The organism is Methanohalophilus sp. (genome assembly GCF_030156785.1).
Lineage (GTDB): Archaea > Halobacteriota > Methanosarcinia > Methanosarcinales > Methanosarcinaceae > Methanohalophilus.
In genome coordinates, this window is record NZ_JASGLW010000010.1 from 21774 (window position 1) to 34048 (window position 12275).

15 protein-coding genes and 1 tRNA gene are annotated in these 12275 nt (G+C 41.0%); 6 read left to right on the plus strand and 10 right to left on the minus strand.

What is annotated here, in order from left to right; translation table 11 throughout:
• Nucleotides 1-97 precede the first annotated feature (97 nt).
• The gene (pyrF, locus tag PWQ49_RS06585; RefSeq protein ID WP_300609195.1) at nucleotides 98-751 is read right to left on the minus strand and encodes an orotidine-5'-phosphate decarboxylase; all 654 of its coding nucleotides are present in this window, start codon (nucleotides 749-751) and stop codon (nucleotides 98-100) included.
• A 249-nt stretch (nucleotides 752-1000) separates the two neighbouring features.
• On the opposite strand from pyrF, the gene PWQ49_RS06590 reads away from it, so the two are divergent.
• Nucleotides 1001-1138 (plus strand): hypothetical protein, encoded by a 138-nt coding sequence (locus PWQ49_RS06590; protein WP_300609197.1) that lies wholly within the window; start codon nucleotides 1001-1003, stop codon nucleotides 1136-1138.
• Nucleotides 1139-1167: 29 nt separating this feature from the next.
• Here PWQ49_RS06590 and PWQ49_RS06595 read toward each other — a convergent pair whose 3' ends face one another.
• Nucleotides 1168-1467, minus strand: coding sequence for a carboxymuconolactone decarboxylase family protein (locus PWQ49_RS06595; RefSeq protein WP_300609199.1), 300 nt, complete (start codon nucleotides 1465-1467; stop codon nucleotides 1168-1170).
• A 66-nt stretch (nucleotides 1468-1533) separates the two neighbouring features.
• Here PWQ49_RS06595 and PWQ49_RS06600 point away from each other — a divergent pair, with 66 nt between their 5' ends.
• Together PWQ49_RS06600 and PWQ49_RS06605 are read left to right on the plus strand one after the other, a co-directional pair.
• Nucleotides 1534-2031, plus strand: a complete 498-nt coding sequence (locus PWQ49_RS06600; protein ID WP_300609201.1) for a hypothetical protein — start codon at nucleotides 1534-1536, stop codon at nucleotides 2029-2031.
• A 207-nt stretch (nucleotides 2032-2238) separates the two neighbouring features.
• On the plus strand, nucleotides 2239-2604 hold the full coding sequence (locus tag PWQ49_RS06605; RefSeq protein ID WP_300609203.1) for a dihydroneopterin aldolase family protein: 366 nt from the start codon (nucleotides 2239-2241) through the stop codon (nucleotides 2602-2604).
• Here PWQ49_RS06605 and hisC read toward each other — a convergent pair.
• The 8 genes from hisC to PWQ49_RS06645 all read right to left on the minus strand — a co-directional run bounded on the left by hisC (nucleotide 2596) and on the right by PWQ49_RS06645 (nucleotide 9978).
• Entirely contained in the window at nucleotides 2596-3678 is a 1083-nt protein-coding gene (gene hisC, locus PWQ49_RS06610) for a histidinol-phosphate transaminase (protein WP_300609205.1), read from the minus strand. The genes PWQ49_RS06605 and hisC overlap by 9 nt on opposite strands.
• Nucleotides 3665-4816, minus strand: coding sequence for an acetylornithine transaminase (locus PWQ49_RS06615; protein ID WP_300609207.1), 1152 nt, complete (start codon nucleotides 4814-4816; stop codon nucleotides 3665-3667). The genes hisC and PWQ49_RS06615 overlap by 14 nt, the downstream gene beginning before the upstream one ends.
• Before the next feature lie 23 nt (nucleotides 4817-4839).
• On the minus strand, nucleotides 4840-5685 hold the full coding sequence (locus tag PWQ49_RS06620) for a polymer-forming cytoskeletal protein (RefSeq protein ID WP_300609209.1): 846 nt from the start codon (nucleotides 5683-5685) through the stop codon (nucleotides 4840-4842).
• 436 nt (nucleotides 5686-6121) lie between these two features.
• Nucleotides 6122-6592: a PUA domain-containing protein gene (locus PWQ49_RS06625; protein ID WP_300609211.1), complete on the minus strand. Its 471-nt coding sequence runs from the start codon at nucleotides 6590-6592 to the stop codon at nucleotides 6122-6124.
• Between the two features lie 234 nt (nucleotides 6593-6826).
• Entirely contained in the window at nucleotides 6827-8287 is a 1461-nt protein-coding gene (locus PWQ49_RS06630; protein WP_300609213.1) for an RtcB family protein, read from the minus strand.
• Nucleotides 8288-8303: 16 nt separating this feature from the next.
• Nucleotides 8304-8741: an archease gene (locus PWQ49_RS06635; protein ID WP_300609215.1), complete on the minus strand. Its 438-nt coding sequence runs from the start codon at nucleotides 8739-8741 to the stop codon at nucleotides 8304-8306.
• 31 nt (nucleotides 8742-8772) lie between these two features.
• A complete protein-coding gene (gene pgsA / locus PWQ49_RS06640; RefSeq protein WP_363321829.1) occupies nucleotides 8773-9390 on the minus strand; it encodes an archaetidylinositol phosphate synthase in 618 nt (205 codons plus the stop codon).
• Nucleotides 9391-9426: 36 nt separating this feature from the next.
• Nucleotides 9427-9978, minus strand: a complete 552-nt coding sequence (locus PWQ49_RS06645) for an aldolase (protein ID WP_300609217.1) — start codon at nucleotides 9976-9978, stop codon at nucleotides 9427-9429.
• Between the two features lie 71 nt (nucleotides 9979-10049).
• Here PWQ49_RS06645 and PWQ49_RS06650 point away from each other — a divergent pair.
• The 3 genes from PWQ49_RS06650 (at nucleotide 10050) to PWQ49_RS06660 (ending at nucleotide 12087) form a co-directional block, all read left to right on the plus strand.
• A tRNA-Thr gene (locus PWQ49_RS06650) sits at nucleotides 10050-10123 on the plus strand.
• Between the two features lie 533 nt (nucleotides 10124-10656).
• Entirely contained in the window at nucleotides 10657-11271 is a 615-nt protein-coding gene (locus PWQ49_RS06655; RefSeq protein ID WP_300609219.1) for an FmdE family protein, read from the plus strand.
• 57 nt (nucleotides 11272-11328) lie between these two features.
• Nucleotides 11329-12087 (plus strand): sulfite exporter TauE/SafE family protein, encoded by a 759-nt coding sequence (locus PWQ49_RS06660; RefSeq protein ID WP_300609221.1) that lies wholly within the window; start codon nucleotides 11329-11331, stop codon nucleotides 12085-12087.
• The last annotated feature ends 188 nt before the right edge of the window (nucleotides 12088-12275 follow it).

Below are 12275 nucleotides of genomic sequence, written 5' to 3' on the forward strand. Positions count from 1 at the left end.
TCAACTAATCAAGTGATCCGGTATCAGGTATCTGCCTCAGGACTCATAGGGTTCATCATTTATTCAGAATAATTTTTCATCACAGGCATCAATCGGATCACAAATATGCTTTAATTTCGGAAGCTATTTTTTCTGCAGATTCTTTTGGATTATCTGAATTATAAATGCTTCTACCTACTATCACCCAGTCGGCTCCTGCAGCAATTGCATCTGAAGCACTCCCTCCCTGTGCGCCCACACCGGGAGATATTATCGAAAGTGAATCGCCAATTACCTGCCTTATTGAATGCAGTCTTTCAGTTCGGGTAGCCGGAGCCACCACACCTGTGGCACCCAGAAGCTTAGCCATTTCAGCAATCTCTTCTGCAACAGGCTGGAAGAATCGCTCCCCTCCATGATGGCTCATCTCGGATACGACATAGACATCACCATCATTGTCATTGGCAACTTCTACACATGCCCTGAGGCTGTCCTCACCGGTAAAACCGTGAACAATTACACCGGTTGCATTCTGTTTGAATACCTCGGCACAAATCAGCATGTTGGTATTGGGGATATCAGCAACCTTAAAATCAGCGATTACCGGTGCGTAATCAGAGAGTTTGGAAATGATCCCGATCCCGGTGGATAGGGTAAGGGGATACCCGACCTTAATGGCATCAACATACTCCGCTACTTCAGAAGAAATCCTGATAGCGCTTTCACTGTCTAACATATCAAGTGCAACTATAAGCCCGGTTTTTCTTTCCATGGAGTAACCTCGTAATTTCAAGTATGCAATTTTTAGGAGTGTATTGTTCTTTAAGGTTTGGTAGACAGGTAGTATGGAAGGAGGTTGTGTGATGTTGTAGGAATGATTTGCGGTATGCTTTGGTAGAAGAGATTGTATTTATAAGGCCATATTCAGTTCTTATATCCGCACACATTTTAGAAACTCATAAATACACCCGATACCGAAATGTAATCCTGCATAAGAGAAATGCAATGAAGGTATTTTATTATGGCAATGTCAAAAAAAGATTTAGACAGGAAAAAAGCTGCAAAGAGGGAAAAGCTGGCAAAGCTGGAAGAGCTGGCGGCTAGTGGCAATAAGGATGCCAAAAAGAAACTCGCTAAGGAAAAAAGAAAGGGGAAATGAGCACCCTTTTCTTCTTGCATTCTATAATTTCACAATATATCTTTCAGGGCATTTGCTGCGGTGTATACACTACCTACTCCTGCAACATACTGCGTTATTCGCAGAGCTTCCATAACTTCTTCTTTTGTTGCTCCTTCGTTCATAGCCCCTATTGCAAGGTTCTGTACCCCATTCACTGCACCGGCAGCAGCGTCAAGGGACATTGCAATAAGAAGTTTGTATTTCAGTGGTATGCTGCCTTCTGAGAGAGCGTTCTGTCTGGTGTTTTCCAAAAGAGCAAAAAATTCGGGATCTGCATTTTTAATCACTTCAAGTGGATTTTCGGACATTTTATAGACTCCTCCTTTATTTTGAGATTTAACAAGTGAATTGTTACTGCTTATAATTAAACAATTGTGACGAAAGAAAAAGCAGCTATAATTGAACTTGCATTATCTAATATAGCTGATGAATTCAATTTCCTCCTTAATAAAAAAGAACATTACAATCACCATAACTCCTGTCCTGAGGAACGGATGGCACAAGGTTCAAATCACAAAAACCATTCTTTATCCACATCATTGCAGGTCTGGCTGGAATTAGAACCATCGGGTTTTATCCAACAGTTCCCTCCTGTAGAAAGTATTAAGGATTTTGTATCTCATAGGATATGTACTTTTGAAGCTAAACAAATATATCTATCTTCCACCTTTACGGACAATATCCAAAATACGACTATTGAAACCATCCAATCAATCAGTTTTGGAGGGAATTTAGTAATGCCTGACAAATACGAAGAAATAATAGATACTTGCAAAAAGAACTGTGACAGAAACCTTTGCTGGTTTATTCAAACCACAAAGAAATATCACAAGATAGCTAAGCAGCAGGACTATTATTCCGGACCAAAATAAATGGTTAGTGACTTTCTGACAGAACCATTCGGTTAATATAAAGAAGCAAAAGCTGTAGTAGATATGGGGGTCACACCCGATCTTTCAGCTATTGGGTCATGTCAGCATTCCAGCTAGTAGCACCTGAAACGTAATAGGTTATACACACCTCCTTGATTCCAAAACCCAATATCTTTATATTTATCACCACAATCCAACTTTGATATCATGTCTGAAAAAATAACGGATGCACAGATAGCAGCTTTTGAAGCCGGAATAAAACTTGGAGCACTTTACCACCAGTTCACGGGTTCACCTATCAGCCTACACACAATCAAAAGCCTTGAAAAAGCAATTGCAGAAAGTATTTCTGTCCAGCCATATGTCGAAAACATCACCGTCCACATAGACAGAGACATGGTTAAATCCAAACTCAATGATGAATTTGGTTATTGTGAACTGGAAGGACAGATGTTAACTGTGAAGCTAATTGTTGCTTATAAAAACATGCGCCTTTACGCATCTATGGAATATGAACGTGAACTCGACTATCCGCTCATGAAAATAGAAAAGGTGGAAAGCTCTTCAAAATGAAGTGAATCCATCAACAACTTTCCGGTTCTGCTCAAGCGTACCTATTGTCACCCTGATAAGTGATTCTCCCGCATCCCTGAAAGAAGTGCAGTCCCTTACGATAATTCCCTGTTTTAGCAGGTGTTCGCACACATCCTTTGCTTTCACAGGAGACACGTCCACCAGTACAAAATTTGCCTGTGAATCATAAACTGGAAAAGGGATGTTATCCGCCAGATATTTGCGCCCTTCACGTACCAATTCGATGCTGCGATTGAGATGTTCCTTATCAGACAGTGCTGCAACACCGGCTACTATTGCCGGGCTGCTCACATTGAAAGGAGTTCCAGCTTTCATGTATTCAACCTTAAGCCAGGCAGGCATAATCCCGTAGCCAATACGCAATCCTGCAAGTCCGAATGCTTTTGAAAGGGTACGCCCAATTATGAGATTATCGTAATCATTCACAAGCGAAGCAAAGTTTTGTTCTGCAAATTCAACATATGCCTCATCGACGAAAACAAGGCAAGAAACATCTTCTACAATACTTCGAAGCTCTTGTTCTGATATCGAATTTCCTGAAGGGTTGTTGGGAGAACAGATAAACACCATTTTAGTAGCATCAGTAATAGCAGTTTTCAATGTATCAATATCTATGCTGAAATCATCGTTCCGCCTGACAAATACGGGAGTTCCCCCGTTGGCTATTGCAGAGACTTCATAATAGGAAAAAGTAGGACTGGAAATTACAACTTCATCTCCTGGCGAAATCAATAGCCGCATTAAACCATCAAGCAGTCCATCCATTCCAGGACCGGATGCTACAATCATGTTTTCAGGCATGCCTGTATATTCGGAAATAGCAACAACCAACTCCCAGGCATCTGCCGAAGGATATATGTTGACATTTCCGGCATGTTTTATCATTGCATCTATAGCTTTAGGAGATGGACCAAGGACATTTTCATTGGATCCCAGTTTTATGATACTATCTGCGGACAAACAGTACTTTTTTGCGATTTCCTCAATGGATTTGCCGGGAACATAGGGTGCTATGGAACGAATCTCAGGTTTTACCAGATCAGACCTTTCCAAGAATATCAACCACCGTATCAATCTGTTCCTTTGAAATAATAAGTGGAGGCGCAATCCGCAGGACGGTGTCAGATGTGCAGTTTAGCAACACACCCATCTCACGGGCAGCATTGACAAAATCAGCACATGGACGATTTGTTTCCACACCAATCATTAATCCTTTACCACGAACCTCCACGAAATCATCACGTCCAAGCTCAATGAGTTGTTTCCGGAAATATTCACCCATCTCACGTGACCTGTCAATGAGATTTTCATCTTCCATCACTTTAATTGATGCAAGAGCAGCGGCACATACAAGAGGACCTCCACCGAAAGTGGAAGCATGCTGACTCTTTGTGAAAGTGAGACCTTCACGGGCAGCAATTCCTCCCATGGGAAGGCCGCCTCCCATTGCCTTTGCCATTGTCATAATATCCGGCTGTACACCTGAATGCTCTTTGCAGAACCATTTCCCGGTACGGCCAAAACCGGTCTGTACCTCATCAAAGATCAGAAGAGTGTCAGTATCATCACAAATCTTACGTACTTCCTCAAGGAAACCCTCTGAAGGTACATTAATTCCACCTTCGCCCTGTATGGGTTCAATAATTACAGCAGCTGTATCCGGACCGATGGAATTAGCCACGTCATCAGCATCACTAAAGTCGGCAAATGTAACCTTAACTGGCATAGGTTCAAAGGGCTTCTTATAAGCTTCTTTGTAGGTTACAGACAGTGGATTCATAGTCCTGCCATGAAATGCACCTTTCAGTGCCACAAATTCATGTTTTCCTGTTACCATGCGAGCCAGTTTCATGGCAGCTTCTACTGCTTCTGCACCGGAGTTACAGAAGAAAACACGATCCATACCAGTGAGTGTGACAAGCTTCTCTGCCAGGTTTGCCTGCATTTCAGTATAATAGAGATTTGAAACATGGATTAGCTTTGCCGCCTGATCCTGGATTGCTTTCACAACCACGGGATGAGAGTGACCTACATTGTTAACAGCTATCCCTGCAACGCAATCGATATATTCCTTTCCTTCAACATCCCATACAACTGCGCCTTCGCCCTTCTCAAGGGCTATTGGCTGGCGAGTATATGTTTGCATGACATATTTTGAATCCTTTTCTGAAATTGAACTATAGCTAGCCATCTGATAACACCTTTCAAAAAAATTTATTCGGGAGTGTTTGGGATATCGAGTCTCATAAGTTCATTATCATTAATGTTGTGTTCTTCATCCCGTATGAATGAGATGCCGGCACTGGCTTTCATAACACCATCCACTCGTGCAGATTCATGAATATTGATTAAGAGTGCGTTAATTTGCCCCAATACATGAGTCCCTTTGTTGATAATTACTTTGCCTTGGGACACAATATTCCCGTGTATGGCATTATTTTCCCCGAGTTCAACAGTTCCTGGAGCTCTTATGCTTCCATAAAGTGTTGTTTTGTCACCCATCTTAAGGGATTCTGCACGGATATTCCCCACAAGGAGACAATCACTACCTATTTTTGCATTTCCGGAAACCCTAATGGAATCTGCGGAAATACGTGAACCGTTGGGAATAATCATGATATCTGCACCCAGATCTTCTTCATCGTCAGAAAAAAGTTCGTCTATGGCTTTTTCGACTTCTTCACCTTTACCCATACGGAGTAATTCAGCAATGTATAGGAAAATATATACAACTACAGGAACTGGATTGCGGACTACTATCCATCCACGAGCTTCAAAGCCTTCTTCGATGCGTACATCATTGCCAACATCGAGATCTCCTTTAACGACAAGTTTTCCACCGATGTTGACGAAATCACCGATATAAGCGTTCTCATCAGTCCTGACACTTCCGTTAATGCAGGACCAGATGTCTATCCTGACATCTGATGTTGTTGCAATATCCCCTGTCACATTGACCCTTTCTCCTAAAATAACGGAATTTGCAATCAACCCATAACCCAGATCAGAATGGTTGCCAATAATAACATCGCCATTAACAACAATAGTGTGTTCTTCCATCTTTGTCCCGTCTGGGATCACAAGGGTTTTTAGGGGTTGTTCATCGTCTATGATCTCACACTCCGATGGAGATTATATATCGGCATTGTTTTGTTATATTAGTATATCTAGTTGTTCCAGAAAATAGCACGACAACAATTCAATTTTAATTTGATTACAGTATTTCTTTTTTACATGTTTAATTACTTCATTTGTTTTATAGGAAATTATTAAAACAAAAAGTGGTAATTTTTAATATGACAATTGATAAATGTGAATAGATTCAAAACTCTCCAATAATGCGGGAAATTATAAACGATGAGAGTAGCCGCTGGTATATTGATCTTCTCATTCAATGGAAGGATTAAAAACTTTCCAGATTTGAAATGGCAAGCAATATTACCAAGCATAAAATAGTAGACACCTATACAAAGCAAACTGAAAATTGAAAAATTGCTTATTTTTCAATTCCAACCCTTACATCTACAGCTGCTCCAGAATCCATAGCCAGAACTTCAGAAACTGACAATAGCAATTGACCAGTAGCGAGTAATGTGTCCTGGTCATCCACTACAAGAACCTCTTCACCAGATCTTAGGTTGGGATCTATTTCCAGAACATGTTTAGCAAATGCTGTTTTACCCTTTGAAACAAAAGGAACAGCATCTTCACATATCACAACACGCTGTCTTGGAAAAGGAAGAAAAGAATGAAGTATAGATGCAGCCTCAATACTCAATGTTAGTGTGCCATCTTTGGCACGTACAGTAGCAATTCTGGAATTACCTGAAAGGATCTGGCGCACGCGTTTTGTCCTTGAAAGCAGGAAAGTTACATCGTCGGGAAAAAGTGTTTCTCCGCAACCTTTACCAAACTGGTAATCTGCCATGACACGTACTTGCTGTAAGAGATTGTCGTTTGAAACCATAGTTAGAACCGATGATGTGAACCTGATATTTATATCGGTCGGATCAAGAAGCGCAATTGGACATATATATTTTCATGAAACCTTTTAAATAAGATAATATCCAATTGAGTATAGAGGAAACGGGTACAAGTTTGTTAGCATTGCAGAACTGACTGTAACCAAGCAAACCATTCATCCCCTCAACCATATCCGTTTCCTCCGATTTTCATTTTCAATTTTCCATTTTAATTCTCATTAACCTTTTACAACGCCAAGTGGAAGGAGCTTTGCTACTTTTCTTGCAATTCCTACCCTATGGACTACATCAACAACTTCACTACTTGATTTGTAAACCTCTGGCGCCTCTTCCGCGATAACCGATGGGTGAGCAGCTTTTACAAGTATTCCGCGATCTTCAAGCTGCATCCGAATATCTTCACCCGAAAAACTCTTTTTTGCATGGGATCTGCTCATTACCCTGCCGGCACCGTGACAGGCACTTCCGAATGAGATATTCATTCCCGTTTTATTTCCACATAGAACATAAGACGGAGTACCCATACTTCCAGGAATTAAAACCGGTTGACCGACATCCCTGTATGCTTTTGCAACATCCTTATGACCGGCAGGGAAGGCACGGGTTGCACCTTTGCGGTGAACGTATACTCTTTTCGTTTTTCCATCAATTTCATGCTTCTCAAGCTTTGCAACGTTGTGGGCTACATCATACACCAGATCAAGCCCAAGCTCATCCTGATCCATATTAAACACTTTTTCAAAAATCTCACGGGACTGGTGCATTATAACCTGACGGTTTGTCCATGCATAATTGGCAGCAGCAGCCATTGCACCGAAGTATTCTTGTGCTTCTTTTGACTGTGCCGGTGCACACGCAAGCTGCCTGTCCGGAAGCTGGATCCCGTATTTCTTTGCGGCACTCATTAACACTTTGAGGTGGTCAGTGCAAACCTGGTGACCTGCACCACGGGAACCGCAGTGTATCATGAAAGTGATCTGCCCTTTTTCCAGACCAAAAGCTTTTGCGGTCTCTTCGTCATAGATTTCATCCACGCATTGCAATTCAAGAAAATGATTTCCGCTTCCCAGAGTTCCCAGTTGTGGGCGACCCCGTTTGACTGCCTTTTTACTGATTTGATCTGGAAGTGATCCTTCAATGCGACCATTTCCTTCACAATGTTCAATATCGGCTTTCACACCATATCCATGTTCCACAGCCCATTGTGAACCTGCAACAAATATTTCGTCAAGTTCACCCTCTGAAACCCGTATTTTACTTTTGGAACCAAGTCCTGAAGGGACTGCATCGAAAAGTCCATTTAACAGCTGATCAAGATGAGGTACTACATCCTCCTTCTGCAAACTGGAACGAACAAGCCTCACACCGCAATTAATATCAAATCCCACACCTCCGGGACTTATTACGCCTTCTTCTTCATCAAATGCTGCAACTCCACCAATAGGAAAACCATAACCTACATGTGCATCCGGCATTGCCATGGAATATTTTTGAATACCCGGCAGTGTTGCTACGTTGGCAACCTGTTCAATTGCTTCGTTCTCAAGGTTTCCAAGAAGAGCTTCGGAAAGGAATATCCTCCCTGGAACCCGCATACCATCCCTGCAGGATACAGGAAGTTCCCAGATATCATCATCGATTTTCTCTAATTTGGTAGTTAGATCTGTAGTTTGTGCCATATTTTCTACCCCCACATTATATATCCAGTGTAACCTGTACCATCACATTACCCTCGGATTCTTCTATACAAAGGTTGTTGTAGGTAACTGCTTTTACTTCGGTTTCAAACTCGTGTTTGTTAAGATCTATCTTATCTCCACATGCCGTTGCTTTTAGTGAGTAGATTTCATCTTTCTGTTTTATGCTGGACACTGAAAAACTACTTAATACGATGCAATCGACTTCAAAGACGTAAAGAAGTTCGGAAAGCCATTCTACAAGCAGCATTTCCAGATCATGGGCTTCCACTTCAATAGGCAAGCAAAATTTGCATGGAATATCTGAAGTATCAATCATAACATTGAACATGGCTTCCGCTGCATGCTCAAACGCCTCCTCAAGATTTTCCCCGTAAGCGCGAAAACGTGCATCAGCGGTGTGTTCCATGTATTCATATTTTGTACCGACGGCCATCTTATCCCTACAAGTTTTTCGTATTGCAGAATTACAGTTTATTCCACACACTATAGATTCTCTGGAGAGCTGTAATATGTGATGTAAATGCGAGAATTACTACACACCAGCCAAGGATGGTGTAACCTGCCAGTGGCTGTGCATAAATAACGTAAGCAACTGCAGCAACCATTATGAGTACAAGTCGGTCAGCCCGACCCATAAGGCCACCATAAAAGCGACCGATTCCAAGTGCCTGTGCCTGTGTACCCAGATAGCTTGTAAGCAGGACACCGACAAGTGCGATTACTCCGATTTCCCAATCCACATGCCCTCCAAAAAATATCCCGCCGATTATGAACATGTCGGCGTATCTGTCAATGACATGATCGAGGAAATCTCCTTTTTTGCTGGCATTGCCCATATATCTTGCCATGCTACCGTCCAATGCATCAAAAAAAGAGTTTAAAGCTACGAATATAACACCCACAAAAGCATAAAGTGCAACTTCCAGAGAATAATAAAATGCAACTCCTGCCAGCATGGAGAAAATGAGTGAAATAAGGGATACATAATTTGGAGTAAATCCTGCGGATATTGCCTTTTTAGCTATGGATTCCACATAGGTGGCGGTTATCGGACGAAATTTTTCAAGAGTCATAGGTGCCATTTCCTTTACACATTCAGTGTAAATAGCATTTACCCGTTATTTGCGTGCCAGATCATAAAAATATCGTATTTTACATGAATGTTCTATCTGGGTTGTAAATACGTAAGCTTCATCAAGATCCTTTCCGATGGCAATCGTTCCATGACTATAGATGATAGCTCCATGATGGTTTAAAAGAGCCCGTGAAGCTGCTTCAGCCAGTTCTTCACTTCCGATATTACCTCTGATAATCGGGACATTTCCAAGAAAAAGAACTCCTTCACTGTCAATTGGCGAGATGCTGCTATCTTTCTGAAGCAAGGAAAGAATGACAGAGTACGGACAGTGTGCATGAATAATTGCTCCTGCATCGGTATTGCGATAGATCTGCCGGTGTACTATAGTTTCAGAGGAGGCGATTTTGTCCAGAAAGGAATTGCGATCTATGGGTACTTCCACAACGGTATCTTCAGTAATTTCATCGAGAAAACAACCAGTGCGGGTGATTATAAAATTTTCACCTTTTCGGACACTGATGTTCCCAAAATTCGATTCAACCAACCCGTGGTTTACAAGCTTGCTTCCGATACGCGCCATTTCATGCCACATGAATGCTATATATGTGCAAGCAAGCATAAAATTTATTTGCTATAATCTGTATGTAAGGGGTAGTTCAATACGCCTCGGTGGCTCAGCCTGGCAGAGCGAGTGACTTGTAATCACTAGGTCGCGTGTTCAAATCACGCCCGGGGCTTCATGTACTTACTATTGGTATATCTTCTTTTAAAGGATATGGTGTAATCAGTACACACTGGGAAAAAATTAGAAAATAAAGTGTATTTGGGCCTTTTTCTGCTTGGTTTCATTTTGCCCTTTCAGTGCTGTACTCTTCTTTGGTATGCTTATTCCTATAGCTTTGGCCGCACAGGGTCCGATAATCATATCTTTGGTATTTGCAACCACTTTGTCTATAATGTTTTTTCGATACTTCTAGTCTATTCTGTATCAAGGATAAGAGAATTGTCAATAAGCTTTCCGTGAGTTAGAAAGGTAAGAAAATACTGCACCTATTATCGTACTTGTTGGCCTATATTATTCAAGACACTTGCAATTTATGTGAGAGTAGGCTTGTTTGTAAAATATCATGTTCCATGATGGCATATAATATCCCCCATGTTTCAAATTTATTTGAAACCACTACTTTTAAGTACTGGTAAAACAATTGTAAATTAGATGTTTTGTGGGCTAACCCCACAATCTTACAAATCAGCAATGGAGATATCAAATATGGAAATGAGTAAAGATGAAACGCTTGAAATTGGATTCAAATTCCATGGACACCGTTGTCCAGGAATGCCACTTGGACTGAGACTTGCCTGGGCAGCCATGGAAAAACTTGGTGTATCAAGAGCAAAAGATGGAGAGCTTATGGCCCTTGTAGAAATAGGTGATGCACACTGTGCCGGTTGTTTTGGAGATGGAGTGCAGGTTGCTACAGGATGTACATTTGGAAAAGGAAATATCAAGAAAACATATGCTGGTAAAATTGCACTGACCCTTATCTCAACTAAAGATAACAAGGCAGTTAGGGTACATGCACTACCTGAATTGTTTGCTAAAATGGAGAAATCTCCTTTCATCCAGCAAAGGAGTTCTGGTGTTCCTGCATCAAAAGTACCCACTGAAATCTCACAACCAGCAATCAATATGATTATGTCAATGCCAGATTCTGATTTCATTGAAGTCAGCGAAGTTTTTGACTACAAAGTAGATTCACCAGTGGTTCAATTCAAAAGAGTACAGTGTTCCAAATGTAAAGAAATGGTGATCGAAAAATATGCACGTGTGCTCGACGACGAGATAGTCTGCCGACCATGCCTGGAAAAGGTGCATCAGATTTAAGTGCAATTGCACTTAAATCCTATTTAATCCATTGTAATAACATCTGGATTTGGTTGCATGGATGTCATCGTAATTGCTGTAATTATCTTTTTTTTAGCCGTTATATTTTCAATGCTCGGTCTAGGTGGATCCCTGGTATATGTACCTTTATTTTACTGGCTTGGCATCGATATGCTCATAGCAATACCTACCGCCTTGCTTCTCAATGGTATAACTACCAGTTCAGCAGCAATCACGTATTACAGGAAAAAAATGATAAACTTCCATGTAGCAGCTCCTTTTGTAATAGCTTCCATTATAGGAGCACCTATTGGTGCTTACTTTACTAAGTTTGTCCCCATTGAAATATTGTTATGGATACTCAGTGCCGTGCTGGTTTTTGCCGGAGTAAGAATGTTATTCTCTGGGGGAAAAAATACAGAATCTGAAATTTCATCCATCTCTACAGATAATAGGAAGAGTTTAACCATTGGTATTTTTCTAGGTTTTGTAATTGGTATTATTGCAGGACTTCTTGGAATTGGTGGCGGCGTATTCATAGTCCCTGTTTTGATAGCACTTGGCTATGGAGCAAAACGTGCTTCTGCCACATCAGCTTTTATTGTATTGTTCTCTTCTTTCTCAGGGCTTTTTGGTCATCTGACTACAGGACATCTGGACACGAATCTCATGATTTATACAGCAATAGCTGCATTCATAGGAGGCCAGGTAGGTTCACATTTAATGCATAGCAAAATGAAATCAGAAACAATCAAACAGATGTTTGCTGTGGTTTTGTGGATAATGGCTATCAAACTTGTTTATGGGTTGATGTGATTTTAATTTGTGGGGAAGCATATGACCCGTATGCTTTCCGATATAAATTATAAATTGAGAAAAATTGATCCAAAGGGATTATATCTTTTAATGTTTTATGAGGAATTCAAAGTACAACCTTGCGTAATATAGTACTCTCGATCAGCAAGCAGTGCAATATAATTAGCAAACGTTTCTCACAAATTATT